This window comes from Streptomyces gossypii (assembly GCF_025165795.1).
GTDB lineage: Bacteria > Actinomycetota > Actinomycetes > Streptomycetales > Streptomycetaceae > Streptomyces > Streptomyces gossypii.
This window is the reverse complement of the sequence record NZ_JAJAGO010000007.1, coordinates 120,961-147,184: the sequence shown is the minus strand read 5'-3', so window position 1 is coordinate 147,184 and position 26,224 is coordinate 120,961. Positions and strand designations below refer to the sequence as shown.

Annotated in this window: 22 protein-coding genes and 3 pseudogenes; 14 read left to right on the top strand and 11 right to left on the bottom strand. The window is 70.4% G+C overall.

Annotated features, from left to right (window positions below):
• Positions 1-107: 107 nt before the first annotated feature.
• Both LHJ74_RS16410 and LHJ74_RS16405 read left to right on the top strand, forming a co-directional pair.
• Positions 108-1,910, top strand: a complete 1,803-nt coding sequence (locus LHJ74_RS16410) for an ABC transporter ATP-binding protein (protein WP_260218780.1) — start codon at positions 108-110, stop codon at positions 1,908-1,910.
• The gene (locus LHJ74_RS16405; protein WP_260218779.1) at positions 1,910-2,344 is read left to right on the top strand and encodes an ASCH domain-containing protein; all 435 of its coding nucleotides are present in this window, start codon (positions 1,910-1,912) and stop codon (positions 2,342-2,344) included. Before LHJ74_RS16410 ends, LHJ74_RS16405 begins: the two co-directional genes overlap by 1 nt.
• 40 nt (positions 2,345-2,384) lie before the next feature.
• On the opposite strand, the gene LHJ74_RS16400 is transcribed toward LHJ74_RS16405, so the two are convergent.
• Together LHJ74_RS16400 and LHJ74_RS16395 are read right to left on the bottom strand one after the other, a co-directional pair.
• Positions 2,385-2,768, bottom strand: a complete 384-nt coding sequence (locus LHJ74_RS16400) for a VOC family protein (protein ID WP_260218778.1) — start codon at positions 2,766-2,768, stop codon at positions 2,385-2,387.
• Between the two features lie 89 nt (positions 2,769-2,857).
• Positions 2,858-3,937 (bottom strand): DUF2332 domain-containing protein, encoded by a 1,080-nt coding sequence (locus LHJ74_RS16395; RefSeq protein ID WP_260218777.1) that lies wholly within the window; start codon positions 3,935-3,937, stop codon positions 2,858-2,860.
• 264 nt (positions 3,938-4,201) lie between these two features.
• Between LHJ74_RS16395 and LHJ74_RS16390 the strand changes: the two are divergent.
• Positions 4,202-4,567: pseudogene (locus LHJ74_RS16390) on the top strand (VOC family protein); the annotation flags it as partial.
• Positions 4,568-4,702: 135 nt separating this feature from the next.
• Here the strand turns inward: LHJ74_RS16390 and LHJ74_RS34215 are convergent.
• Positions 4,703-4,858, bottom strand: coding sequence for a hypothetical protein (locus LHJ74_RS34215; protein ID WP_311203309.1), 156 nt, complete (start codon positions 4,856-4,858; stop codon positions 4,703-4,705).
• A gap of 30 nt (positions 4,859-4,888) precedes the next feature.
• On the opposite strand from LHJ74_RS34215, the gene LHJ74_RS34210 reads away from it, so the two are divergent.
• Together LHJ74_RS34210 and LHJ74_RS16365 are read left to right on the top strand one after the other, a co-directional pair.
• Positions 4,889-9,235 carry a DUF6531 domain-containing protein gene (locus LHJ74_RS34210; RefSeq protein ID WP_311203308.1) on the top strand — a complete coding sequence of 1,449 codons (4,347 nt, stop codon included), beginning with the start codon at positions 4,889-4,891 and terminating at the stop codon, positions 9,233-9,235.
• A gap of 23 nt (positions 9,236-9,258) precedes the next feature.
• Positions 9,259-9,813 (top strand): hypothetical protein, encoded by a 555-nt coding sequence (locus tag LHJ74_RS16365; protein ID WP_260218776.1) that lies wholly within the window; start codon positions 9,259-9,261, stop codon positions 9,811-9,813.
• 543 nt (positions 9,814-10,356) lie between these two features.
• Here LHJ74_RS16365 and LHJ74_RS16360 read toward each other — a convergent pair.
• From LHJ74_RS16360 to LHJ74_RS16350, 3 genes are all read right to left on the bottom strand, one after another.
• Positions 10,357-10,899, bottom strand: coding sequence for a DapH/DapD/GlmU-related protein (locus tag LHJ74_RS16360; RefSeq protein ID WP_260218775.1), 543 nt, complete (start codon positions 10,897-10,899; stop codon positions 10,357-10,359).
• Positions 10,889-11,857: a LysR family transcriptional regulator gene (locus LHJ74_RS16355; protein WP_260218774.1), complete on the bottom strand. Its 969-nt coding sequence runs from the start codon at positions 11,855-11,857 to the stop codon at positions 10,889-10,891. Before LHJ74_RS16355 ends, LHJ74_RS16360 begins: the two co-directional genes overlap by 11 nt.
• Before the next feature lie 78 nt (positions 11,858-11,935).
• Entirely contained in the window at positions 11,936-12,253 is a 318-nt protein-coding gene (locus LHJ74_RS16350) for an SDR family NAD(P)-dependent oxidoreductase (protein WP_260218773.1), read from the bottom strand.
• Between the two features lie 452 nt (positions 12,254-12,705).
• On the opposite strand from LHJ74_RS16350, the gene LHJ74_RS16340 reads away from it, so the two are divergent.
• The gene (locus LHJ74_RS16340) at positions 12,706-13,281 is read left to right on the top strand and encodes a phosphoesterase (RefSeq protein ID WP_260218772.1); all 576 of its coding nucleotides are present in this window, start codon (positions 12,706-12,708) and stop codon (positions 13,279-13,281) included.
• Positions 13,278-14,843 (top strand): alkaline phosphatase D family protein, encoded by a 1,566-nt coding sequence (locus LHJ74_RS16335; RefSeq protein WP_260218771.1) that lies wholly within the window; start codon positions 13,278-13,280, stop codon positions 14,841-14,843. Before LHJ74_RS16340 ends, LHJ74_RS16335 begins: the two co-directional genes overlap by 4 nt.
• 136 nt (positions 14,844-14,979) lie before the next feature.
• Here the strand turns inward: LHJ74_RS16335 and LHJ74_RS16330 are convergent.
• Positions 14,980-15,547: pseudogene (locus LHJ74_RS16330) on the bottom strand (zinc ribbon domain-containing protein).
• A gap of 270 nt (positions 15,548-15,817) precedes the next feature.
• Here LHJ74_RS16330 and LHJ74_RS16325 point away from each other — a divergent pair.
• Positions 15,818-16,618 (top strand): DUF427 domain-containing protein, encoded by an 801-nt coding sequence (locus LHJ74_RS16325; RefSeq protein WP_260218770.1) that lies wholly within the window; start codon positions 15,818-15,820, stop codon positions 16,616-16,618.
• Between the two features lie 80 nt (positions 16,619-16,698).
• Here LHJ74_RS16325 and LHJ74_RS16320 read toward each other — a convergent pair whose 3' ends face one another.
• From LHJ74_RS16320 to LHJ74_RS16310, 3 genes are all read right to left on the bottom strand, one after another.
• A complete protein-coding gene (locus tag LHJ74_RS16320; protein ID WP_260218769.1) occupies positions 16,699-16,986 on the bottom strand; it encodes a YiaA/YiaB family inner membrane protein in 288 nt (95 codons plus the stop codon).
• Between the two features lie 84 nt (positions 16,987-17,070).
• A complete protein-coding gene (locus tag LHJ74_RS16315; RefSeq protein WP_260218768.1) occupies positions 17,071-18,354 on the bottom strand; it encodes an exo-beta-N-acetylmuramidase NamZ family protein in 1,284 nt (427 codons plus the stop codon).
• Positions 18,355-18,485: 131 nt separating this feature from the next.
• Positions 18,486-19,622, bottom strand: coding sequence for an NAD(P)-binding domain-containing protein (locus LHJ74_RS16310; protein WP_260218767.1), 1,137 nt, complete (start codon positions 19,620-19,622; stop codon positions 18,486-18,488).
• Positions 19,623-19,706: 84 nt separating this feature from the next.
• Between LHJ74_RS16310 and LHJ74_RS16305 the strand changes: the two genes are divergently transcribed.
• From LHJ74_RS16305 to LHJ74_RS16290, 4 genes are all read left to right on the top strand, one after another.
• The gene (locus LHJ74_RS16305; RefSeq protein ID WP_260218766.1) at positions 19,707-20,129 is read left to right on the top strand and encodes a secondary thiamine-phosphate synthase enzyme YjbQ; all 423 of its coding nucleotides are present in this window, start codon (positions 19,707-19,709) and stop codon (positions 20,127-20,129) included.
• A 592-nt stretch (positions 20,130-20,721) separates the two neighbouring features.
• On the top strand, positions 20,722-21,363 hold the full coding sequence (locus tag LHJ74_RS16300) for a GAF and ANTAR domain-containing protein (RefSeq protein WP_260219028.1): 642 nt from the start codon (positions 20,722-20,724) through the stop codon (positions 21,361-21,363).
• Between the two features lie 63 nt (positions 21,364-21,426).
• Positions 21,427-22,173: a GAF and ANTAR domain-containing protein gene (locus LHJ74_RS16295; RefSeq protein ID WP_311203307.1), complete on the top strand. Its 747-nt coding sequence runs from the start codon at positions 21,427-21,429 to the stop codon at positions 22,171-22,173.
• A gap of 443 nt (positions 22,174-22,616) precedes the next feature.
• Entirely contained in the window at positions 22,617-23,453 is an 837-nt protein-coding gene (locus tag LHJ74_RS16290; RefSeq protein ID WP_260218765.1) for a GAF and ANTAR domain-containing protein, read from the top strand.
• Here the strand turns inward: LHJ74_RS16290 and LHJ74_RS16285 are convergent.
• Positions 23,425-23,808: a sigma factor-like helix-turn-helix DNA-binding protein gene (locus LHJ74_RS16285; RefSeq protein ID WP_260218764.1), complete on the bottom strand. Its 384-nt coding sequence runs from the start codon at positions 23,806-23,808 to the stop codon at positions 23,425-23,427. The genes LHJ74_RS16290 and LHJ74_RS16285 overlap by 29 nt on opposite strands.
• Positions 23,809-24,199: 391 nt before the next feature.
• Between LHJ74_RS16285 and LHJ74_RS16280 the strand changes: the two genes are divergently transcribed.
• Positions 24,200-25,444, top strand: coding sequence for a PP2C family protein-serine/threonine phosphatase (locus LHJ74_RS16280; protein WP_260219026.1), 1,245 nt, complete (start codon positions 24,200-24,202; stop codon positions 25,442-25,444).
• Positions 25,445-25,835: 391 nt separating this feature from the next.
• Positions 25,836-25,991 (top strand): annotated as a pseudogene (locus tag LHJ74_RS16275) (YjbQ family protein); the annotation flags it as partial.
• Positions 25,992-26,224: the final 233 nt, after the last annotated feature.

Sequence of the window (26,224 nt, the reverse complement as noted above, 5' to 3'; positions counted from 1 at the left end):
GGACTAAATTCACTGTGAGTATAGGTAACAATGAACTATGCTCTTCTTCCTGCCTTGCCGGGTGGGCCCCTCCCGCCCGGTACCCACCCCGCACACCGAGGAGCACATTGCCTCGCGACACCCGTGACCCCAGTGGGCCGCCCCCCGCCCCCGTACGCCGCATCCTGCGCCTGTTCCGCCCCTACCGAGGCCGCCTCGCCGTAGTCGGCGTGCTGGTCGGCGCGTCCTCGCTGGTCTCGGTCGCCTCCCCCTTCCTCCTGCGGGAGATCCTCGACACCGCGATCCCGCAGCAGCGCACCGGCCTCCTGTCGCTGCTCGCGCTCGGCATGATCCTCATCGCCGTCACCACCAGCGTCTTCGGCGTCCTCCAGACGCTCATCAGCACCACCGTCGGCCAGCGCGTCATGCACGACCTGCGCACCGCCGTCTACGCCAAGCTCCAGCGCATGCCGCTGGCCTTCTTCACCCGGACACGCACCGGCGAGGTCCAGTCCCGCATCGCCAACGACATCGGCAGCATGCAGGCCACCGTCACCTCCACCGCGACCTCGCTGGTCTCCAACCTCACCAGCGTCGTCGCGACCCTGGCCGCCATGCTGGCGCTGGAGTGGCGGCTGACCCTGGTGTCACTGGTGCTCCTGCCGTTCTTCGTGTGGATCAGCCGCCGGGTCGGGCGGGAGCGGAAGGCGATCACCACCCAGCGGCAGAAGCAGATGGCCGCCATGTCCGCGGTGGTCACCGAATCGCTTTCCGTCAGCGGCATCCTGCTGGGCCGCACCATGGGCCGGTCCGACTCCCTCACCCGCGACTTCGGCGACGAGTCGGAACGCCTGGTGGACCTGGAGATCCGCTCCAGCATGGCCGGGCGGTGGCGGATGTCCACGATCGGCATCATCATGGCGGCCATCCCGGCCCTGCTCTACTGGTCCGCGGGCGTGCTGGTGCAGTTCGGCGGCCCGACCGTCTCCCTCGGCACCCTCGTCGCCTTCGTCACCCTCCAGCAGGGCCTGCTGCGCCCCGCCGTCTCGCTGCTGTCGACCGGCGTGGAGATGCAGACCTCGCTCGCGCTCTTCCAGCGCATCTTCGAGTACCTCGACCTGACCCCTGACATCACCGAGCCCCAGCAGCCCGTGCGGCTGACCGAGGCGCGCGGCGAGGTGCGGTTCGAGGGCGTCACCTTCGCCTACGACACGGACGCCACCGCACCCACCCTGGACGCGATCGAACTGGCCGTCCCCGCCGGGAGCAGCCTCGCCGTCGTCGGTACGACCGGATCCGGCAAGAGCACCCTGAGCTATCTGGTGCCCCGGCTCTACGACGTCACCGGCGGTCGCGTCACCCTCGACGGCGTCGACGTACGTGATCTCGACTTCGCGTCACTGGCGCGCGCGGTCGGCGTCGTCTCGCAGGAGACCTACCTCTTCCACGCCTCCGTGGCCGACAACCTCCGCTTCGCCAAGCCGGAAGCCACTGACGCTCAGCTGCGCGCCGCCGCCGAAGCAGCCCAGATCCACGACCACATCGCAGCCCTGCCGGACGGCTACGACACCCTCGTCGGCGAGCGCGGCTACCGCTTCTCGGGTGGTGAGAAACAACGCCTCGCGCTGGCCCGTACGATCCTGCGCGACCCGCCGGTGCTGATCCTGGACGAGGCGACGAGCGCCCTCGACACCCGCACCGAGCGGGCGGTCCAGGAGGCGATCGACGCTCTGGCAACCGGCCGCACCACGCTCACCATCGCCCACCGCCTCTCCACCATCCGCGACGCGGACCAGATCGTCGTCCTCTCCGGCGGCCGCATCGCCGAGCGGGGCACACATCATGAACTGCTGGCCCTGGACGGCCGTTACGCCGCCCTCGTCCGCCGTGACGCCCACGCGGGTGTGACCGAGGGCTCTACCCTGGCCTGATGCCGACACACGAGGAACTGCCCCGCGCGGAATTCGCCTTCCCCGGCCCGCTGCGCGACCAACTGGTGGCCGCGATCCTCTCCGGCGCGAAGACCTCGACGACGGGGCTGCACGCCGAGTACGAGATCGCGGGCGAAGCGCTGCCCCGCGCGGGCGAGCGGTCCGTGGTCGTCGATTCCGGTGAACGCCCGGTCGCCGTCATCGAGTTGACGCAGGTGCGAGTGCTGCGGCTCGCGGACGTCGACCTCGCGCACGCGGTGGACGAGGGCGAGGGGCACACCACGGTCGCCTCATGGCGTGCGGGACACGAGAACTTCTGGCACAGCCCCGAGATGCGCGCGGCGCTCGGACAGACCCCAGGAGGCTTGGACTTCACGGTGGACGACGACACCCTCGTCGTGACGGAACGCTTCCGCCTGCTGGAGCGCTGCTGATCCGCGCCACCGTGCTCAGAGCCTGCCGTGCACCAGGACGTTACCGGGCCGCCGGGGTCATATGCGGCTTGGGCGGCGAGAACACGCAGAACTCGTTGCCCTCCGGGTCGGCGAGCACATCCCAGTCGAACCGCCCACGGTGCCGCCGCACCAGCGTGGCGCCCAATGCCAGCATCTCCTCGGTGTGGCCGTACACGTCGACGTGCATACGGTTCTTCGCCGTCTTCGGCTCCGGCACCGGATTGATCCAGATCACCGGGCCCTGCCCACGGGGGTCGTAGATGGGCACCGGCCACTCGAGCGAGTGCGCGGCCTCGCCCGCAGGCGGTTCCCGCCGCAGATAACCGAGCGTGGTGCACCACCAGTCAGCGAGCGCCTGATGGTCGAGCGCGTCCAGTACCAGAGCCTTGAAGCGTGCGGGCATGCCAGGAGCCTAATGCGGAGCACGGCTCCTGCCCGGTGTTGACGGCCCGGCGGCGCGCCACGCCGGGCGCCGTCGGTGCCGGGCGCGGCTCACCCGCGTCCGGGGAGACCGTGCGGCGGGGCCTCGGCGAGGATCTCCCGCGCTCCGGTGCCCACGCGGACGGACAGGTGGCACGGTCGCACGCCGGCCCCGGCGCCCGCCGGCTCGAAGGCGACGTAGGCGAAGCCCGCTCCGGTATCGTCCCCGCCGTCGGCCCTCGCGAGCCGTTCCAGCTCCCCCTCGGCCCGCGCCCACTCGGCCGACGGCACGTACTGCCGCATGATCGAGTGCCACACCACGGTCAGCGTGCCCTCCTGCGGTTCGATCCCTGCGAGGAATTCGGCGACACCCGCCTGTTCCACCTCCGCCGGCACCTTCGCGGCGAGCCGCAGTGCGCCGTCCAGCCGGGCGGCCCGCTCGGCCTGGTCGGGCCAGACGTACGCCCGCAGGGCCAGCGCTCCGTCCGGCGACAGCGGATCGACGGGCGAGATGTCGCAGCCACGCCGCTCGACGACGGTGAGTTCCGGCCGCCGCCGCGCCGCCCGGGTCAGCCACTGCGGTACGGGGGCCTGCCAGGCGCCCTCCAACCGCACCGGTGAGTCCTCCGGCCCCCAGGCGAACTCGGGGGCCGTACAGCGGAACCGGTCCGCGCGCAGATTGAGGCCCGCGCTGGCTCCCAGCTCGAAGAGCCGGACGGGCAGCGGGCGCCGCGTCGCCGCGTGGAGCGCCCCGGCCAGCAGCGGCCCGGCCCGCCCGACCTCGTTCGTCTGCGGCGGCCGGGTCATCCAGTCGCGCACCCAGGCCATCCCCTCGCCGACCGCCGCCAGGAAGGCACGCCCCAGGTCCGTGGCGCGCTCCGGCCGGAACTCGCCGCCCATGCTGGGGAAATGCTCCGCAAGGCCGGGGGCGCGTCCGGTGAGCACCCGCGCGTGCACGCCGCCCAGCAGCCGGAGAGCGATCGCGTCCGCGCCGGGCGCGTCCTCGTATCCGGCCAGCGCCTCGGCGCACACGCCGCCCGCCCGCAGGTCTGCGGCGACCTGCGGAAGCAGGGCCGCGTACAGGGGCGACCCCTGCATGGCGCAGGCCGTCGCCTGCCAGTCGATCATCCGCGCGGCATGTTCACGGGACATCCGGACCTCCTTCTGAAGAACCTGCGGGGCAAGTACTTGGCACTGAGTGTCAGATGACTGTCATTGTTTGACACTCAGTGCCAGGATGCAAGAGTCCGCTGCTGTGCTGTTCTCGCGACTGGATCTAGTTCACCTGTTCGGTCTGTCCGGCGACCGCCCGCAGTCCGCGCCCTCTCCCGTGCAGCAGGCCACGCGGACTTCCGGCCGCCCGTCCGGACGCGGCGCTTCCGACTGTCAGTTCAACGCCTGGGATAGGTTGGCGGCATGGCGCTGCAGCTTTTTCAGGTGAATCTCAAAGCCCGGGAGGACTCGGAGCCGGGCCGGTTCTGGGCGGAGGCGCTCGACTGGAACGTCTCCAGCGAGGAACCCGGCGTGACCAACGTCAAGTCCGCGGGTCCCGCCTGGCCGGACCCTGCCGCCGTCTGCGTCGACGTCGTCACCGTCCCGGACCCGGAAACCGTGAGAGACCGCGTGCGCATCGAACTCGCCACCACCTCTGCGGGCCACCACACGGAGTTGGTCGCGCGGCTGATGGAGCTCGGCGCGACGCCCGCCAACGTGGGCCAGGGCGACGTCCCGTGGAAGGTTCTGGCCGATCCGGAGGGCAACGAGTTCTGCGTCCTCGCTCCGGCCTGACCCCGGGCCGCCACCCCGGCCGGGGCCCGGCCCTGATGTGGCCACAGGTAGCGGCCCAGGCGGTGGCGGCGGGACTCCCGGACGGTGAGCCGCCGGTTCGTCAGGCGCCGCTAGGCAGTTTCGTTCGGATCACCGTAGGGTTCTGAGCCAGTACGCCGGGGCCTGTGAGTGGGCGTCCACGACGGCGGAGGACTTGGTGGAGTTGTTGCCGGAGGGGGTGCGGGCGTTGGTGGAACCGTTGAGTCCGCGGGCGTTCGTACTGGACGCGGAGACGTTGCGGGCCATGATCGACCAGAGCAAGGGCGGGCCGGACGCATGAGTTCGCGTGACGCGACCGAGGGCGGGACCGTCGAGCGGATACCGCCGAACGCGAAACCCAGCGATGTCATCTTCGGCAACCCCTCCGACGTGGATGACCTGGTGGTCAAGCTCCGTGCGTACGCGGGTGCGTTCAAGGACGGGCAGGCCAAGCTGGACGACCTCACGCTGATGGACTGGACAGGGGCGGCGTCGGAGAGCTTCGACAAGGCGGTCGAGAAGCTGCCCCAGGAACTGGGATCCGCGCATACGCAGTTCCACGCGGCGGCGAACGCGTTGGACTCGTACGCGGACAAGCTCCGCTCAGTGCAGAAGCGGTGCAAGCCCCTGATCGAGGACGCGGACGCGGCGCGGGCGGCCTCGAAGCGGCACTGGAAGGACGTCACGGCGTACAACGCGGCGGTGGAGCGCAAGGACGACGCGCTGCCGCCGCGCCCGCCGGACGACGATCCGGGTATCTCCGCGATGGACTCCTGTCACCGCCGTCTGGACGCGCTGGAGACGGAGCTTGAGGGCGTCGTCAAGGCGGCGAAGGGGAAGCTGGACAAGGCGGCCGAGAAGGCGCCGGACAAGCCCCCGGGGAAGAAGGGCTTGGACGCGTGGAAGCAGCGGGGCAAGGACTTCCTCGGTGGCGCGGGGGACAGCACGCGTTCCTTGTTCAAGCAGGTCGAGTTCATGTTCGAGGACGGCTTCGGCGGCGCCGCGATGAGACTGGCCGGCATGGCCGACGGGGCTGCGTACGCGGTGGAGAACCCCAAGGAGTTCGCCAAGGCGGTCAGCAACTGGGAGGAGTGGCAGCGCAATCCGTCCCGTGCTGCCGGGCAACTGACCCCGGACCTGCTGCTCGCTCTCGCGTCCGGCGGCGCGGGAGGGGCCAGCAAGGCCGCTGCCTCGGCCGCGCAGCGGCTGGCGCGCCGGGAGCAGGGGCTGCGACGGGACGGGTCCGCCCGCGACCGTACGAATCACGATCCGGACGGAAACAACACACCCGACGATGAGAAGAAGAAAGAGGGCGAGCCGGTCGACGTGGCGACCGGCGAAATGGTCATGTCCACCACCGACATCGACCTGCCCGGCACGCTGCCGCTGGTGCTGGAGCGGCATTACGTGTCGGGGCACCCGTGCGGCGGCTGGTTCGGCGCCACCTGGGCGGCCACCCTCGACCAGCGCCTGGAGATCGATGACGCGGGTGTCGTCTACGTCACCGACGACGGGATGCTCCTCACCTATCCGGTGCCGGAGCCCGAGGTGCCCACGCTGCCCACATCCGGGCCGCGTTGGCCGCTGTGCTGGGACGGCAAGCACGATGGCACCTTCACCGTCACCGTTCCTGAACGGGGCCGCACCCTGCACTTCGCGCCGCTGCCGGTGGGCGGCCCGGACCTGGCGCTGAAGGCGATCACGGACCGCAGCGGCGAGGGCGACCGCATCGACTTCGCGTACGACGTCCGCGGCGCACCGAAGGAGATCACCCACTCCGGCGGCTACCGCATCGCGGTGGACACCGACCCGGGCCTGCTCCGCGTCACCGCGCTGCGCATGCTGCACGGCGAAGACGGCGCGCGGAGCACCACGCTGATCTCGTACGGCTACGATGAGGCCGGGAACCTGACCGAGATCGTCAACTCCACAGGCAAGGCGCTGCGTTACCGCTACGACGACCAGCACCGCGTCACCTCCTGGACGGACCGCAACGGCACCACGTACGCCTACGTCTACGACCACCGGGGCCGCGTCCTGCGCGGCATCGGCCCCGACGGGATCCTGTCGGGGCGCTTCCACTACGACACGGCGGCCCGCACCACCCGCTACACCGACTCCCACGGCCACACCACCACGTACGTGTGCAACGAGGCGTACAAGGTCATCGCCGAGACGGACCCGCTGGGCAACACCACCCGCACCGAGTGGGACGCCACCAACCGGAACCCGGTCGCCGTCACCGACCTGTTGGGCCACACCACCCGCTACACCTACGACGACGAAGGCCGTCCCGTGTCGGTGGAGCTGTCCGACGGGACCGTGACCGAGGTCGTCTACGACGACTGGGGGCTGCCACTCCAGGTCCGAGAGCCGGGCGGCGCGGTGTGGCGCCACACCTACGACGACCGAGGCGCCCGTACCTCGACCACCGACCCGGGCGGGGCGGAGACCCGCTACACCTACGACAGCGCTGGTCACCTGTCCGCGGTCACCGACGCCCTCGGCCACACCACCACCGTGACCTGCGACGGCGCGGGCCTCCCGGTCACCGTCACCGACCCGGCCGGTCACACGACCCACGTACGCCGCGGGCCACACGGCCGTATCACCGCCGTCACCGACCCGCTGGGGCACACCACCCGGCACGGTTGGACGATCGAGGGCAAGCCGGCCTGGTGCGAACATCCCGACGGGACGCGCGAGACGTGGCAGTGGGACTGCGAGGGCAACCTCGTCACCCACACCGACCAGGCCGGACACACCACCCGCCACACGAACACCCACTTCGACCTGCCCGCCACCCGCACCGACCCCGACGGTGCGCACTACGCGTTCGCGTACGACACGGAGTTGCGGCTTACCGCTGTCACCAATCCCCAGGGCGAGCAGTGGAGCTACGAGTACGACCCGGCGGGCCGTCTGGTCGCCGAGACGGACTTCAACGGCGCCACCCGTACGTACGCCCTCGACGCGGCGGGCCGCCTCATCGCCAGGACCAATGCACTGGGCGAGACGCTGCGTTACACCCTGGACGCGGCGGACCGCGTGACGGCCCAGCACGACGAAGCAGCCGACGAGGTCACGACCTACGCCTACGACGTGAACGGTGCCCTCGTCCATGCGGCGAACGCCGCCGCGGAACTGACCCTGGAACGTGACCCGCTGGGTCGGGTCCTGACGGAAACGGTCAACGGCCGCACGACGTCGTACGCCTACGACGCGCTGGGCCGCCGCACCGGCCGTACGACGCCCTCCGGTCTGGTCTCCGGCTGGACATACGACTTGGCGGGCCGCCCGTCCGCCCTCACCACTGATGGCGGCACCCTCACCTTCACTCACGACGCGGCAGGCCGTGAGGTCGAGCGCGCCATGGGCGCGGTCACCCTCACCCAAGGCTGGGACGCGACCGACCGCCTCACCCACCAGACGGCCGCCTCCGCTTCGCAGAACCTCCTCCAGCACCGCACGTACACCTACCGCCCCGACGGCTACGTCACCGAGGTCCGCGAACTCACCACCGGCACGCGCCACTTCAACCTCGACCCGGTGGGCCGGGTGACGGGCGTCCAGGCACACGGCTGGACGGAGACGTACGCCTACGACACGGCGGGCAACCAGACCCACGCCACGGCACCGGACCACCCGGCCCCGGGTGACCGCGAGTTCTCCGGCACCCTGGTCCGCCTCGCGGGCCGCACCACCCACGAACACGACGCGGCCGGCAGGCTGATTCGCAAAACCCGCAGACTCCTCAACGGCCAGACCCGCACCTGGATCTACACCTGGAACGCGGCAGACCGCCTGATATCGGCGACGACTCCCGAAGGCGGGCAGTGGCGCTATGCCTACGACCCACTCGGCCGCCGCATATCCAAGACGGGCCCAGCCGGCACGTCCCTCATCTTCACCTGGGACGCCACCCGTCTCGCCGAACAATCCACCCAAGCCGGTGCGACGACCACCTGGGACTACGCACCCGGCACCCACCGCCCCCTGACCCAGACCGACCGGGAGCCGCTCACCGGGAGTGCCCGCTTCCACGCGATCGTCACGGACCTGACAGGCACGCCCACCGAACTTCTCACCCCCGACGGCCACCTCGCCTGGCAACACCGCACCACCCTCTGGGGAACGCCCCTCCCCACCCCGCCCGACGGGGTGTCGTGCCCCCTCCGCTTCCCAGGCCAGTACGCCGACCCCGAAACCGGCCTGAACCACAACTACTTCCGCTACTACGACCCGGAAACGGCCCGCTACCTCACCCCCGACCCGATCGGTCTCGCCGGTGGCTATGCGCCGCACAGCTACGTTCCCAATCCGTTCACGTGGCTCGACCCGCTCGGGCTGTCCCTCCTGGACGTCACCAAGAACGGCGTGCGCATCGTCGTGCACGAGTACGACGTCGACAAGCCGGCGCACGCCCATGTCACCGGTGGCGGGGGCCGCGAGGTCAGGATTGGACCGAACGGCCACCCCATTGACGGCCAACCGGAGCTCACACGTACGCAGCGACAAGCGGTGGAACACTACAAGACGGAGGTCAGACAAGCCGTCAGGAAGCTCGGCAGGCGAAATCAAGCGGAGGAACGGGATGAACGGGAGCGGCGCGAGGCCGCCAAGAAGCACTCTTGCGAGAAGTGACGAAGTGACGAAGTGATGAAGCGATGACATTGCACGCCGACCTAGCCGCGTTGCTCGCCGAGGCCGGCATCGTGGACGTGGACGTCTACGATGCCGTCGCGGACGAGCACGTGCGATCGTCCGTATACCAACGCGTGGTTTCAGTGATCGCTGCCTCGCGCAGCCGCGACCGAGACCGCGGGATCGTGGCCGTGATCCTGCGTGACCCCATCGAGATGGTGTCCAAGACGGCGGTGGTCGACCTCGTGGACAGGATTGCGATGAAGGCGGTCGGTCCTGCCGAGTTCCGGCAGTGGTCCGCCGAACTGCTGCCGGAGATCGACCAGCTCAAGGCGGAGAAGCACCGCGAGTTCATCCGTCGCCGCACCCACGACTGGGTGTTCTACCTGTCCATCAAGGACGGTCACGTGCCCAGGCCGGCCGAGTTGGCAGAAGTCACGGACTGGATGCAGCGTGTCCTCGCCGAGAAGTCGGCGTCGCTGCCGGTACTCGCCCTGCTCGCCGAGTCCGGCAACACCAAGAAGGTACGGAACATCGCGAAGAATCGAGCCGGAAGCCGCAACCCGGGAGCGAGATGAACCGGGAGCGGCGGCTGACGGGCGCGCGACCGCCCCGCCAACAGGAACGTCGCCAGGGCTGCCGCGCCCGATCTGCACACGCAGCCACTTCACGCCGTGAGGGACGGTGTCCGTCGCCAGTCCGGGGAGGACCGAGAGCCACACGGGGAGCCTCAGGTGTCGGCCAGGCGCCGAACTGCGGTTCACCTTCCCTCCCGCTCCCACGATCCACGCTTCCTGGGCCAGACCGTCAACGTGCACTTCCTCCCGGGAAGCCAGCGGATGACCGGCGCCGACGGCCACTCCCAGGCCGCGACCGGTGCGCGGGACCGCGATACGCAGCCCCGTCAAGTCGCAGTCGGGAAGCCCCTCACCGATCGCCACCACGGCCACCTCGATCCGTCCGGCGCGAAGGCGGTGCAGCTGTGCGGGGCTGCTCGCCTCCCACAACCCGTCAGCGTCAGCTCCGACATGGTTCGACGGCATGCGCGAAGCGCGGGGCCGGCAAAGAACGCCCCTCCTCATCGCGCGCGGCGCCGCCTGGCCGCTGGCCCGGAGAGTCGGTCACCAGCTTCGGTGCACGGTTCCCTTGCCACCGGTCACCAGGCTTGCCGGCGGTACGTCATCGGCCACGACCGCGCCGGCGGCGACCACGGCATCACGGCCGATGCTGACGCCGGGCAGGATCGTGGCACCGGCGCCGATCCACACGTTCTCCGCCACATCGATGGGAGCTCCGCTCAGCCATTCCCGTCGCTCCTCAGGATCGACCGGGTGCCCGACGGTGATGAAGGTGGCCTTCGGCCCGACCATCACGCGCTCGCCGAGCCGGATCCCGGCGTAGTCCAGGAACGTGCAGTTCTGGTTGATGAACACGCGCTCCGCGAGGTCGAGGTGAAGGCCGTGGTCCGTGTAGAAGGGCGGATAGATCGTGACCTTCGGCGGCAGTGGCTTGGCGAGGATCTTTTCGAACAGGTCCGCCTTGCCCGCCTCGTCCTCGAAGGGCAGGACGTTCAGGCGGGAGGTGAGCTCGGTGACCCGCAGGACTCTCTCGGCCATGGCCTGGAACTCGGCGCTGCGGATGCGCATGAGGCGGTCACTGGACATGCCGCGATCCTTTCGGTGTACCGCGCCGCGGCGTCGTTGCCCAGGAGGGGAGCCAGACCGTCTCAGGGAGCCTTGGCAGGCTGCCGAGGTGGGTGATGATCTTGCGGAGCCCTGGATGCGGATTCGTTCTGGGGAGGATCAGCGAGAGCGGGTATGCGAGAGTCGGATTCACGACAGGGATGCGGCGCAGGTCGTGGTTCGTCGGCCACATGTACCTGTCGCGTGCCCCGACGAGCGTGGCCACGTCCGCGGAGTCCGCGAGGGTCTCCAGGAGCACCTCGTCTCCGAAGTGCGGGCCTGCCGCGTCGATGCGCAGATCGAAGTCGGTGGCGAGCTGATCGTAGAACTCCGCCCACTCGCTGCGGGGAGCGATACCCGGCACCCATATCCGGTGCTTACGCAGCTGCGGTGGTGTCAGTCGTCGCGCGGAGGCGAGCGGGTGTCCCGGGCCGACGAGAAGTTCCAGCGCCGAGTCGAACGCGTGGATCATCTGCACGTCGGGCGGCAGTGCGGCCGGGTCGGTGACGGTACGGAACGAGGCATCGACATCGCCTGCTTCGACGGCGGCGACCACCGCGCGTGGGTCGTTCACCCTGAGGGTCACCACGTCGAGGTTGGTCTCCGGATGCGCTCGCCAATAGTCGTGCAGAACAACGGCCTGCGCGCTTCGCAGGCCGAGAACGTCGATACGAAGGGCCCGGGAGCCCGGCCTTACCGCGGTGATGGCGCGCTCGACACCCGCGACGATGCTCCGCGCGTGCGGGAGAAGCGCCTGACCATCGAGCGTCAGCTCAACCCCTCGGGCGCTACGTGTGAACAGACGCGCCTCCAGCTCGCGTTCCAGGGCGGCGATCCGCTTGGAGACTGCCTGCTGCGTCACGCCCAGCTCGCCGGCCGCATGCTGCAACCGCCCGAGCTCGGCCGCCCGGACGAACGATCGCAAGGCCTCGGTGTCCATCAGCGCATCTTAGGCGTGTACAACCGTTGGTTGTGGCCGGCCGAGGGCCGGTTGCCTCCATCGGTCGTCGCCCTTCGTTCAGACGCTGTCAGCGCCGGGTCGTCGGACAGCGCCGCCTCGATGGTGGGGTGGGCAACGCCGGACTGGCCGGCGACCATACAGTTGGACGAGCACGCCGCCGCCCTGCTCGCGCAGGTGCGGGACCGCACGGCGGGCGAGCTGGATCGAGCCGGTGAGATTCGTGGCGATCGCTTGCTCGACCTGTTCGTCGGTGAGGTCCTCGGCCGTGCCGAAGTCGCCGAAGCCCGCGTTCGAGACGACTACGTCGATGCGCTCGTGGTCGTGCCCGTCGTCCGTCGTCGGTGGGACACCCCAAACATCGCCGCAGCAAGGCATGTGCACAAGCGATACTCTGGCATCGCAGGCATCGCAGGCATCGCAGGCATCGCAGGCATGCGGGTCTGCGCGAGTACATGGACCACGCCCGGCTGCTCGACGCGATCCGCGCCGGAGCGGCGGACACGGCCGCCACCGAAGCGGCGTCCCACACCTCCGGCTGCCGCTTCGTCAGCTGAACCGGGCGCCGCCACCGAGGCGTTGACCGGGCTGCGGTTCAACGCGCCCCACCAGCGCCCTGTGGCCGGGGTCAGGCGAGGATGTGTTCCGGGGCGGCGAGGTCTTCTTGACGGAGTGGTGGAGTACTCCGTCGCCTGCCGGGGCGGACACGTCCGCGGCCACGCCCTTGCCAGGGGCAGAGCGTCGGCCGGGATTCGTCAGGCGTCCTTTGCCGATTCACATTCAGCTGGTGTGATGCAGGCGCCCAAGTACCCCACCGCCAGGAGGCAGGCGTGACACTCGTCGTCAACGGTGATGCCGAGAACGGGCCGGGAGGCACCCCGGAGCCGGTCCGCTCCGTCACCGGCTGGCGCATCACGCAGGGGGCTCCAGCGCTCATCAACTACGACCTGGGCGGCGGGTATCCGACCCCGCAGGACCCGGGCCCCGCAGCACGCGGCAGCCGTTTCTTCTCGGGCGGCAACAGTCCCCGTACCGCGCTGACGCAGGACATCGAGCTGCCGAGGCGCGGGACCACCGGGCACGCCGCCGTCGACGCGGGCGGGGTGCGGTACACGGTCACCGCCTGGCTCGGCGGCTACGCGACGCAGGAGGACGGCGCCCGGCTGTCCGTGGAGTTCCGGGACGCCAGGGGGACGCCGCTCGCGCTGAGCGTGCTGGGCCCCGTCACGGCGGGGGAGCGCGACGGGCGCACGGCGCTGGTGGAGAGCACCGACAGCGCCACCGTGCCGCCCGGAGCCCGCGGCGCCCGGCTGCTGCTGGTCTTCACCCGCAGCGGCGGCAGCTCCAACGACGGCTACGCCGACGCGATATCCCTCACCCTCGGCGTCAAAGGAGACCGGCCATGACGCTCAACCGTCGTGATCTGCTGAAGTCCGCGGCCGCCGCCGGGGCCCTGGGCACCGCCTGGCCGCTGACGGCGGGCCTGACTCCCGCCCAGGCCCGCGAGGCCGCCGAGGCCCTGGGAGCCACGTACGACCGGGCTCCCTTCACCCTCGGCATCGCCTCCGGCGACCCCCAGCCCCACTCGGTGGTGCTGTGGACCAGGCTGGCGCCCGAACCTCTAGCCGAGGTACAGGACTTGCCCGACATCGTCGAGGTGGGCTGGGTCGTCGCCCGGGACCGCGGGCTGCGAAAAGTGGTCGCCCGTGGCACGGTGCCCGCGTCCGCGACCCTCGGCCACAGCGTGCACGTTCCCGTCGGCGGGCTGGCCGCGGGGCACGAGTACTGGTATGCCTTCTCCGCCCTCGGCAGGACCAGCCGTGCCGGACGGACGAGGACCGCGCCCGCCGGCCGGACCTCACGGGTGCGCTTCGCCGCCGTCAACTGCCAGGCCTTCCACGACGGCTACTACGCCGCCCACCGCGGCGTCGCCCGTGAGGACGTCGACTTCGTGGTCCACCTGGGGGACTACATCTACGAGCACGGCCAGGTCGGCGGCGTCCCCGAGGAACACGTACGCGACCACGACGGCGGCGAGATCCTCACCCTCGGCGACTACCGCAAGCGCCACGCCCTCTACAAGGGCGACGCGTCGCTGCGTGCGGCGCACGCGGCGCACCCGTGGTTCCTCACCTGGGACGACCACGAGGTGGTCAACGACTACAGCGGCACGGGCGGCGGAGCTCCCTTCATGCGGCGGCGGGCGGCGGCGTACCAGGCGTGGTATGAGCACATGCCGCACCGTGACTCCTTCGGAGCCGCCGCGCTGCCCGACCCGGAGATCCACCGGGTGCGGCGATGGGGCAGCCTGCTGGAGCTGACAGTGCTCGACCTGCGCTCGTACCGCTCCGCGCAGAACCTGCCGGACGGCACGATCCTCGGCGCGGGACAGAAGAGCTGGCTGAAGCGGCAGGTGAGTGACGCGCCGGACGCCTGGCACGTCTGGGCGAATTCGATCATGCTCAGCCAGCTGCGCGGTTCGCCGGGCGGGGCGTACATGTTCACCGACCAGTGGGACGGCTTCCTCGCCGAGCGCAGGGAGGTGCTGGAGCATGTGCACGCCAGCGGACTGGAGGACCTGGTGGTGGTCACCGGCGACTGGCACTCCGCGTTCGTCGACGACCTCCGCGCCGACTTCGAGGACGCCTCCTCGCCGGTCCTGGGCACGGAGTTCACGGCCCACTCCGTCACCTCAGGCGCGTACTCCTCCGAGTGGAACGCCTCCAACGGGCCGGTGATGGGCGCGGCCAACCCGCACCTGAAGTACTTCGAAGGCAACCGCTACGGCTACGACCTCTACGAGCTCACGCCGGAGCGCCTCAGCGTCCACATGCGCGTGATCGCTGACCGGCGCGACCCCCGCTCGCCGGTGTCCACCCTGACGACCTTCCACGTCGACCGCGGCCGGGCGGGCAGCCACGAGGACGAGGCCACCAAGGGCTCGCCCGCCCAGTACCGGCGCGACTGAACGGGCGGGAGGCCGATCCCCGGCGGCTGCTGTGGACGAGCCCGTCGCCGCCGGTGGTGTTACGCGACCGGTGCGGAGATCGCCCATACGGTGACTCCTCCCTCGGGATGGATCCGGAGGGCTTCTCCTGTCGTGGCTAGGCCACGGCGGGAGGGACCAGCCCGGCCCTGACAGCGACGTTGAGCGCGCCCACCTGATCGGCGTGGGCGGTGTGCCCGCACCGGGTGCACTTGAACTTCTCGTGGGTGGTGCGGTTCTCGTCGGACACGTGCCCGCAGGCGGGGCAGGTGCGGGAGGTGTTGCGAGGGTCCACCGGGATCAGCTTGCGACCGGCGCTTTCAGCCTTGTGCGCGAGGATGCCCAGGAACACCCCCAACCCGCATCGTGGATACTCCGGCTCAGCCCGGCTTTCGCGGCGGCACCCGGCGGAAGAACGCCTGGAACGACCTGTCGAGACGGCGCAAGGTGGCCTGCTGGGACGAGAACGACCACCGGCCCTGCCGCTCGGGATCGAACGCCCGGATCTCCTTGAGCTGCGCGGACTGCTGCCCGTACCGGACGGTGGTCTGGGAGACATGCCGGCAGGCGTCACGCCGCTCCTGGAGCGCGCCGTTGTACATTGAGCAGTGATCCCGCAGCATCTCACCCAACGCTTGGGCCTGGCGGACAGTGGGACGCATCACGAACTTGTACGCGCGCATCACCCGGCCCACCCCCCCTCCCAGCATCCACGCCGGTAGGGACAACCTAGCGGGCGCCACTGACAACAGTGCCCATCTATGCGAAACGCCGAGGTCAGAGCAATCGAGAGACGCGATTCCCCACCCCGCTGAAGCGGGGCAAACCTTGCCAGACGCAGCACTAGACATCCGATGGAGCCGGCCTCGCCCGGGGCGGAGAAGGTCTTCGGCTGGATCATCCTCCGGGGCGCGGACGAGACAGACACAGGTGCAGCCGAAACGGGAGGTACTGCCATGACTCTGACGCTGTCCCACGGGCCGTTGTCCGGAGCCCCACCGCAGTCGGTCAACTACGACATCGAGGGGCCCGCGCACCGGCTCTTCTTCCAGCAGTTCCCGCGTCGCGTGCGCGCGGTGATCGGTGGCGAGACCGTGGTGGACACGCGCGACGGCAAGCTGCTGCACGAGACCGGTCTGCTCCCGCAGTTGTACATTCCCCTCGCCGATGTCCGCAGCGACGTGCTGGAGGCCAGCGATCACACGACGCACTGCCCGTTCAAGGGGCAGGCGTCGTACTGGTCGGTCCGCGTCGGCGACCAGCGCGCCGAGAACGGCGTATGGGCCTACCCCGAGGCGCTCGACGGAGCCGCCTGGCTGCGCGGTCACCTGGCTCTGTACTGGCAGGCCGCGGACGCCTGGTTCGACGAGGACGAGGAGGTCCACGGCCACCTGCGGGACCCCTACCACCGCGTCGACGTGCGGCAGAGCAGCCGCCATGTGCGCGTACTGCTCGACGGCCGGCCGGTCGCCGAGACCGACCGGCCCATGCTGCTGAGCGAGACCGGACTGCCCAACCGCTACTACATCCCGCCCGAGGACGTACGGCGCGACCTGCTCACCGAGAGCCCCACCCGCACCGTGTGCCCCTACAAGGGCACCACCACCTATTGGGCGTTCGCGGACGGCGACCGGCGGGTCGACGACGTGGCCTGGTCGTACCCCGAACCGCTGGAGGAAGCCACCAAGGCGGGCGGGCACCTGTGCTTCCTGCACGAGTCGGTCACCACCGAGGTCGACGGGGAACCTCTCCGCTAGCAGCGGGCCCGAGGTGAGGGCGGCGGCGCGGGCCAGCACCTTCACGCCGGGGCGGACGGCCCAGCGCCGCTCCGAGCGAATCAGCTCTTGATCTCGAACGGATCGTGCTCAGAGATGATCTTGTCGATGCGGGCCTGGTCCACCCGGTGTGTCACCTCCAGGGTCTCCTGTCGGTCGCGTACGCACTTGGCCAGCGTGAAGGACGAACTGACAAGGAAGAGCACGCCGAGCGCGAGGAATCCGCGCTCCCACGGCCCGACCGGCAGCCATACGACGCCGATGCCGACTGCGAGCAGGGACACGGCGAAGGCGAGGGCGGCCTGAGCGAAGAAGGCGGTCGTGGTCGGCCGCTGGAGAGGAGTCGTCATGCGTCTCATCGTGGCTGGCGGCAGGCCCGCCGCCATGAGTACGGATACTCAATTCCCGCCTCGGCCCGCCCCGTCCGGCGCCGCTCAGCGGTACAGCAGGTACGGCCGCCGTGTGTGCTCGAAGTCCCGCACCTCGCCCGCCCAGGCCGCGGTCACCTGGTCCGGCTCCGCACCCGAGTCGATCATCTCGCGCAGCCGGGGCGAGCCGGAGAGCTTGTCGATCCAGTACGGCCGCTTCGGGTCCCAGGAGTCCTCCCGCCAGGCGAACTCCTCGTACCTGTGCGCTTCCACCAGCATCGCCACGGCGGTCGCGATGGGCCGGAAACGCAGCGGGTCGGTGACGACGAGCTGCACCCCCGCGCAGGTCTTCTTCTCGTGCTTGCTGAACGTCGGCACGAAATAGCCCTCGCGGAAGACGACCCCGGGCAGTGCCCGGGCGTTCAGCCGGTCGCTGTAGTGGTGGTCGAGGTAGGGCGCGCCGATGAACTCGAACGGTCTCGTCGTGCCGCGCCCCTCGGAGAGGTTGGTGCCCTCGAAGTAGCCGGTGCCCGGATAGGCGGCGGCGGTGTCAGCGGTCGGCATGTTGGGGGAAGGGGGGACCCACGGCAGGCCGTTGCCGGTGGCCACCGAACGCGGGTCCCAGCCGCGCATCCGTACCACCTCCAGCTCCACCTTGCCGCCCTTCCCCTCCCCGGGCAGCAGCTCGCCGTTGAAGTAGCGAGCCAGCTCGCCCACGGTCATGCCGTGCTGCTGGATGATCGGCTTGAGCCCCACTCCGGAGGTGAACCCGTCGGTCATCAGCGGCCCGTCGGCCCGCCGCCCGACCGGGTTGGGCCGGTCGAGTACGACGAAGCGGGCGCCGAGGTCACGCGCGGCGGTCATCGCGTGGTACATCGTCCAGATGTACGTGTAGAAGCGCACGCCGACGTCCTGGATGTCGAAGACGATGGTGTCCGCGCCCGCTTTGGTGAACAGCTCGCGCATCTTCGCGGCGTTCGCCCCGTAGGCGTCGTACACCGTCAGTCCGGTACGCGGGTCCTCGAACTCCGGCTCGGACTCACCCGCCTGGGCGCTGCCCCGGAAACCGTGCTCGGGCCCGAAGACGCCGACGATGTCCAGCTCCTCGCGCGCGGCCATCGAGTCGACGATGTGGCGGGTGTCCCGCAGCACACCGGTCGGATTGCTGACCACCCCGACCTTCCGGCCGCGCAGCATCGGCCAGTGCCGGGACGCGGCGAGATCGGCCCCCGGTGTCAGCCGGCCTCGGCCGCCGGCAGCGGGGGCGGCCCCGGCCGGGGCGGCGGCGATCGCAGGAGTGGTGAGCGCGGCGGCGGTGGCACCGGCGAGGAGGGAACGACGGGAAGGCATGCCGGGAAGCTATCCAGGTGGCACACGGGGCGACAAGGGGGCACGCAGACCAACAGAGGTGTAGATCAATGACACCGAGCCGCCACGGCGGGTCTCGGAACCGGCTGACCGGCCCGGCCGCCCACCCGCGCCTACGCGGCGGCCGTGGCGGCGATGCTCTCCAGCGGCCGCCCGCGGACGTCCCCGCGTGTCCCCGTCCCGGCGAGCAGCGCCCGGATCTCCCGTACGGCCGTCCGGCCCGCGCGGTTCGCGCCGATGGTGCTCGCCGACGGGCCGTAACCCACAAGATGGACGCGCGGGTCCCGGACCGCCCGGGTGCCGTCCAGCCGGATGCCGCCCCCGCGCTCGCGCAGCCGCAGCGGCGCCAGATGCGCCACGACGGGGCGGAAGCCGGTGGCCCACAGCAGGGTGTCGGCCGGTGCGGTCCGCCCGTCCGGCCAGACCACACCGCCCGGGGTGATCCGCTCGAACAGCGGCAGCCGCTCCAGCAGCCCGCTCGCCCGGGCGCGCCGCATCGCGTCGGTCATGGGCAAACCCGTCACCGAAACCACGCTGCGCGGAGGCAGGCCGTCGCGTACCCGCTCCTCCACCCGCGCCACGGCCGCCCGGCCCTCCTCCTCGTCGAACGGGCCCTCGCGGAAGACGGGCGGCCGGCGTGTCACCCATGTCGTGTCCGCCGCCACCTCGCCGATCTCCAGCAGATGCTGCACGGCCGAGGTACCGCCCCCGACGACGATCACCCGCTTCCCGGTGAACGGTTCGGTACGGGGGCCGGGGTACTGCGCGGTGTGCAGCTGTGTGCCGCGGAACGCCTCCTGACCGGGGAAGCGCGGCCAGAACGGGCGGTCCCAGGTGCCCGTGGCGCTGATCACCGCGCGGGCTGCCCAGGTCCCGGCCGAGGTCTCCACGAGCAGCCGGTCCGAACCCTCGCGCGGGTCCTCGCGTACCGCTTTCACCTGCACCGGCCGCCGCACCGGGAGAGCGAACGCGCGCTCGTAGGAGACGAAGTAGGCCCCGATGACCTCGGCGGACGGACGCTCGGGGTCGGCGCCGGTGAGCTCCATCCCGGGCAGCGCGTGCATGCCGTGGACCTTCCCGTACGTCAGGGACGGCCAGCGGAACTGCCAGGCGCCGCCGGGGCGGGGGGAGTGGTCCAGGACCACGAAGTCCCGGCCGGGCTCGAAGCCCGCACGCCGCAGGTGGTACGCACTGGAAAGGCCAGCCTGCCCGGCGCCGATGACCACGACCTCCGTGTCCGTGTAGTTCATGCTTCCACCAACAGCGCGCCCCGCCCGAAGCTTCCCGTGCGACGCCGCCCCGCCTGACGGCGCCCGGCGCGGCAGGATGGGGGCATGACCGACGCACTGCGCACCCGCCTCCTGGACGTCACCACCGGCGCGGAGGAGACCGTCACCGACCTGACCCACGACTGTGCGGAGTTCCTCGAACACTCCGCCGCCGGCCGCGACGGGCTGCTCAACGTGTTCGTACCGCACGCGACGGCCGGCATCGCCATCCTGGAGACCGGCGCGGGAAGCGACCGCGACCTGCTCGCCGTACTCCGCGACCTGCTGCCCGCCGACGACCGCTGGAACCACCGCCACGGCACCCCGGGCCACGGCCGCGACCACGTCCTTCCCGCCCTCGTCCCACCCCACGCCACCCTCCCGGTCCTCTCCGGCAGGCTGGCCCTCGGCACCTGGCAGTCCGTCTGCCTCGTCGACACCAACCGGGACAACCCGCACCGCCAGGTCCGCCTGAGCTTTCTGGGGTAGGCACGATTGTCCCGGGGTGGCCGCGGTATCTCCGTACCCTGCGTGCCCGAAGCGCAGCATCTCAACAGAGAGACCTTGCGCGGTACGGAATCGAGCATCCGCATGAGGACGTAGCTCCGCCGGCCGACCTTGCCCCGGGGTGCTGTTCGCCGCCAGGTGATCGGTACTGCACAGGCACCGACTCCGGGGAGGCGCCCTTCGTGTGTCCAGGATCGCAACGGATCCTGGGCCCGCGTCACTCGAGACCGCACCGGCACGGCACTGGCAGTGAGGCTTCCCCATCGCCCGGGCGACGGCGGGCTCGGGCCGCGCCGGCTCGGACCCTGTAGCCGGTGTGGCCACCCCATGCGTGGCTGTGCTGCCTGCCCACCGGCCGCTCAGGGACAGCCTATGGGAGTACGCTGAGCTGACCGGCCGTGGACTCGTGAACCTGGACCCCGTCGCGTGTGGGACCGACGTGCCGGTGATCCTAGGGACGGAGCCGACGCGATGGGCACGATTTCCGGGGCCGGTGGCTACCGTGGCTGATCGGGACAGCCTGCGGGCCGCTGTCACTGAGGCGATAAGGGATGTCTCCAGCCCCCTCGCTCCGATGGCGCGGGCGTGCCGGGCGTGCGCGGAGTTGCTGACAGTGGGGGACGGGGTCTCGTTCGCACTGATCGGGGACCGGCAGCATCGCGAGACACTCTATGCCAGCGGTAGCACTGCAAACGTCCTTGAAGAACTGCAGTACACCCTGGGCGAGGGTCCGTGCTTCGAGGCGTTCGAAAGTGGCGGGCCTGTGCTGGTGCCCGATGTCCGGACGGCCGCTCCCCCGCGCTGGCCGACCTTCGCGCACGCCGTCGAGGAACACGAGGTCGCGGGGCTCTTCGTCTTTCCGCTGGGCTGGGGTGCGATCCGGATCGGGGCGATGAGCGTCTACCGTGGGCAGCCGGGGCCGTTGAGTGTCGACGAACTGGCCACGGTCCTGCAGATCGCCGACGTGGCCGTCTGGGCCCTGCTCATGCTGCACCAGTCTCCGAGCGACATCGGAGCGGTGAACTGGACTGATGAGACGGCCTCGCACCGGCAGGTGCATCAGGCGACGGGCGTGCTCATGGCGCGCCTCGACGTCCCCGCGGCAGACGCCATCGCGCTGATGCGGGCCCACGCCTTCCTCATCGGCGCGCTGATCGGTGAGGTGGCTGCCGACGTGCTGGACGGACGCCTGCGGCTGGGGAGTGATGAGCCGTGACGGCCGCACGGATGCGACCTTCTACCATGGCGATGAAGCACGATGTGGGCAAGGGATCGGGAGATGACCGCGATGAACCGGGAACGAGAGCTCGCCGAGACCTTCGTGCAGCTTGCGGACACCTTGGTCGACGACTACGACGTGGCAGACCTGCTCCACGAACTGGTGCTGCGCTGTGTGCAGCTGCTGGACGCGTCCGCCGCAGGGCTGCTGCTGAGCGACCAGCGGGGCAGTCTGCAGGTGATGGCGTCATCGACCGAGCGCACGCGCCTGCTCGAACTCTTCCAGCTGCAGACCCAGGAGGGGCCGTGCCTGGACTGCTTCACCTCCCGACAGCCGGTCCTGGTACCGGATCTGACCGAGACGGCACACCGGTGGCCGCTCTTCAGCGAGCAGGCACGCCAGGAGGGCTACCAGTCGGTACACGCCTTCCCGCTTCGGCTCCGTGACCAGACCATCGGCGCGTTGAACCTCTTCGGCCACGAGCCCGGAGAGATGCCTGCGGACAACCAGAAGATCGCGCGCGCCTTGGCGGACGTCGCCACGATCGGAATCCTGCAGGAACGCGCACTGCGACGCAGCGAGGTCCTCACCGAACAGCTCCAGACGGCCTTGAACAGCCGCGTCGTCATCGAACAAGCCAAGGGCGTACTGGCCGAGCGCGGCAACGTCGACGTGAACACGGCGTTCACCGCCCTGCGGGGCCACGCCCGTGCGCACGGCCTACGGCTGGGTGCGACGGCGCTGGATCTGGTCGAAGGCCGGCTGGACCCCGATCTGGTGCTGGCCGGAGCCCACCAAACGCGGTGAGACCCTGCCCCGGCACAGAAGCCGCCGCCGCTGTTGCCAGGTGAGAGTCAGCCGACGACCTGGCAGACCTGGACGTGCGCCGGCCTTCAGCCGAGCCCGGGCACGACGTGCTCTTGCCCGTGCCCGGAGGATCGAAGGGCACCACGGTCCGCGGCGGCACCAGCTGATACCGCTCCGCGACGCCCCGGATTCTCCAGCGGCAAGAGCCGCCGCTCGGTTACGGCTTTCTCTGCGTTCATCCCGGCGATAGGCCGCCGCTTCGGGCCGGCCTGAGCATCACGCGCCCCATCTCCGGGCGCGCCTTGATACATTGCACGTGTCGTCCGCCCCAGACCCCGGTTGCCGTCATCCCGGAAGCGCATCCCAAGAGGCACACCCCAGCCTCCCGGTGACGCCGTGCCCTTGGGCCGACGGCGCCTCGGCTGGGTCGAGGGGAGACAGTCATGATCGTCGAGGCCGAGCGGGTTCGAGGCGACGAGGAACGGCAGCGGCTGGCTGCGGTGCGCAACTACCGGATTCTCGACACTCCGCCGGACGGTACCTTCGAGCGGGTGGCTGCGCTCGCGGCCCGATCCTTTCACGTGCAGCTCGCCACGGTGACGATCGTCGACGAGGACCGGATCTGGCTCGCGGCGGCCCAGGGGATCCACGGGATCAGCGAGATCGGGCGCGACCCGGGTCTGTGCGCCTCAGCCATCCTCCAGGGCGAGCCCTACGTACTGACGGACACGCTCAAAGACGCACGGGCCGTCTCCAACCCGCTGGTGCGTGGGGAACTGGGCCTGCGGTTCTATGCCGCGGCGCCGCTCACCACCGCCGAGGGCCACCGCCTGGGCACGGTCAACGTCATGGACACCGGTCCCCGAGAGGTCACCCAGGAGGAGACGGACACGCTCCGGGACCTTGCCGCCGTCGTCATGGACGCACTGGAGTTGAGGCTCGCGACGCTGCGCGTCGTCCGGCTGGAGCAGGACTTGCGCCGTGACCAGGAAGCCGACCTGCAAGCGGCCCTGAAGTCGCATGCCGACATCGACCAGGCCATCGGTATGCTCACGGTCACTCACCACTGCGACGCGGCCGCCGCCCGGGACATCCTGATACGGATCTCCCAGCACACCAACACCAAGCTGCGTGAGATCGCCCGGGCTATGGCCGACCTGGCAGCCGGCGGCGATGCCCCCGGGATCAGCGGTGCGGTCCGGCTGGCGGTGACGCACGCTATAGCACCACGCGCCGCAGGAGGTCCGGTGGTCAGCTCACGCGGCCGCGCAGGCGGATGAGGGCGTCGCGGAGCCGGGTCATGATCGTGCCGAGCGGCGCTGAGAGCGATTCCTCCACCTTGCGGTAGTTGAGTCCGTCGTAGTGGGCCAGAGTGATCGCCTTGCGCTGCGGTGGGGTAAGGGCGCGTAGGCAGCCGCGTACCTGCTCGTGTGAGAGGCGGGTCTCGACCTGCTCGCTGACTTCGTCGAACGCAGGTGTCGCCTCGCGCGACGCGCTGCGGTTCCCGCGATCTGCTGTCGCCTGCGCGGGGCGCACCCCGGTCCACGGCGGGTGGTGGGCGAGGGCCATCACCCGCGCCCCTACGGTGCCCCGCTCCGGCTGGAAACGGGCGGCGGTGCGCCGCACCTCCACCATGACCTCCTGGCCGTCGTCCTCTCTCGGCCGGCAGCGATACGGTCTGCGTCCCGCGCGCGTTGAAGCTGCGAGGTCAGGATGGCCGAGGCCGGACTGCGCCTCGTCTGGGCGGCGCCCGCCGGCCCCTGAGGGGCGAGCCCGCCGTTCGGGTTCGCCACAGTCAGTTCGCGCTGGCGCTCGGCGAACACGACAGCGGTACGAACATGTGCGCGGCCTTCCCCGGCAGTAGGGAGTTTCCGGCGGCTCCACCTGCGGGTTTGCATCGCCCGCCCTGGGGGCGGCCGACGGTTCTCACTCGGCGCGCTCCGGGACACCCATCTGGCGTAATTCCCATGGGCTGTTGCTCGTTACCCCTGGCAGTGCCGTCGGGCGAGCGGGAAGGAAGTACGTGGTGGAGCAGGACCGGTCGAGGAAACGCAGGGTCGGGTTGGATCTGTCGGAGGGGTTCGGTGAGCGGCTACTGGGGCAGCTGCTGGACCGCGCTCACGAGATGCCTCCGCAGCTCATCGCTCCGTTGGTGGCGGAAGAGGTGGCCAGGATCGGTGGCCGGGACGTGTCGATCCTCCTGCAGTGCTACGAGCAGCTCGAACTGGTCCCGCTGCCGGGCCGGGGACTCACGGTCGGCGAAGCGGTGCCGATCGACGGTACCCGGGCGGGTGAGGCGTTTCTGAACATGGCCGCGATCGAGGACGTCCAGGACGACGGCGTGCGCATGTACCTGCCGCTGCTGGACGGCAGTGACGAGGTCGGGGTGATGACCCTGACCCTGGACACGGTCGAGGACGGCGACCGCAGGCTGCTGCGGCGGCTGGCCGGCCTGGTCGCCGACATGCTGGTAACCAAGAACAACTACACGGACCAGTTCTTCCAGGCCCGCAGACGCCAGCCGATGAGCCTGGCCGCGGAGATCCAGTGGTCGCTGCTGCCGCCGCTTTCGATGAACACCCCCCAGGTCTCCGTCGCAGGCATCCTGGAGCCGGCCTACAACGTCGCCGGTGACAGCCTGGACTACGCCCTCAACGACGACGTCCTGCACCTGGCCATCATCGACGCGATGGGTCACGGGCTGAACGCCTCCGTACTGGCGACCGTCGCAGTGGGCGCCTACCGGCACGCCAGGCGTGCCGACGTGAGCCTCGCCGAGCTGTATGCCTTCATGGACCGCGCGATCGATGAGCAGTTCGGCCCAGACCACTTCGTCACCGCGCAGATGATGCGCCTGGACATCGGAACCGGCCACCTGCAGTGGGTCAACGCCGGGCACCCCTCGGCACTGCTGATCCGCGACCACAAGATGATCCGAACCCTGCAGAACCCGGGCACGCTGCCCGTCGGCTTCGGCGGCGCCGAACCTCAGATCTCCTCCCTCGATCTCCAGCAGGACGACCGGCTGATGTTCTACACCGACGGCCTCGTCGAGGAACACCGCGCAGGCCAGGAGCAGTTCGGCGAAGAACGCATGATCGACATCATCGAAAGCGTAGGACCCACCACGCAGAGCGTGCAGCACATGGCACGGAACCTTTCCCACACACTCAAGCGGGAGCGGGGCGGATCCACCAGCGACGACGCGACCATCTTCCTCGTCGAATGGCGCGGCGGCACCGCCGACCACCTCGCCGCACTGGACTTCTAGCCAGCTGACGCGACGGCAGCGAACGGCGCTCGGGCCCGACCGCGGTCGGTGACCACGGTGAGCCGGCCCACGTTCCGTCACGGGAGGCGGTATGACCCGGGTGGGTGCGCGTGTGCGTCCGGGAGCGGGCGCACACGGGCGGATGTGGGCACGGGACGCCGTCCAGGGCTTCGGCCTCGGCGGCGATGCCTTCTCTGCGGTGCTTCCCTGTACGCGGGTGACTTCGCCGTCCCCGCTGTCGACGAGGACATCGCTGAGGCGCTGCCTGCGCAGCTGGGCGAGCAGCCAGCCGGCCTGCGTGACGGCTTCGAACTCCTCACGCCGACACGGGTGCTGCGCGGACTCCAGGCCGGTGACGGGTCGGTCTCCGCCTCGGAGGTCGGCGACGGCGGGCCGCGACCAGGTCCTTCCGGCCCTCGTCCCACTCCACGCCACCCTCCCGGTCCTCTCCGGCAGGCTGGCACTCGGCACCTGGCAGTCCGTCTGCCTCGTCGACACCAACCGGGACAACGCCAACCGTCAGGTACGACTGAGTTGCCTGGGTTGAGCGCGAAGCCGCCTCGGCCGACCGTGATCTGCCCCAAGGACACACTGTCCCGCTGTCGGCCCCCGGGCCGACGGGCCCGGTACGGAGCGAAGGCTGATCACGCCGGCAGCCCGGCGGCAACGCCCGCCACCGGGAGCGACGACACGTGCCCGCGGCAGCCACCCGGGCCGCGGGGGCCGTGGAAGGATCTCGACGGGTCGGCCGAAGCGGATCGAGAACACGGTATGTGGGAG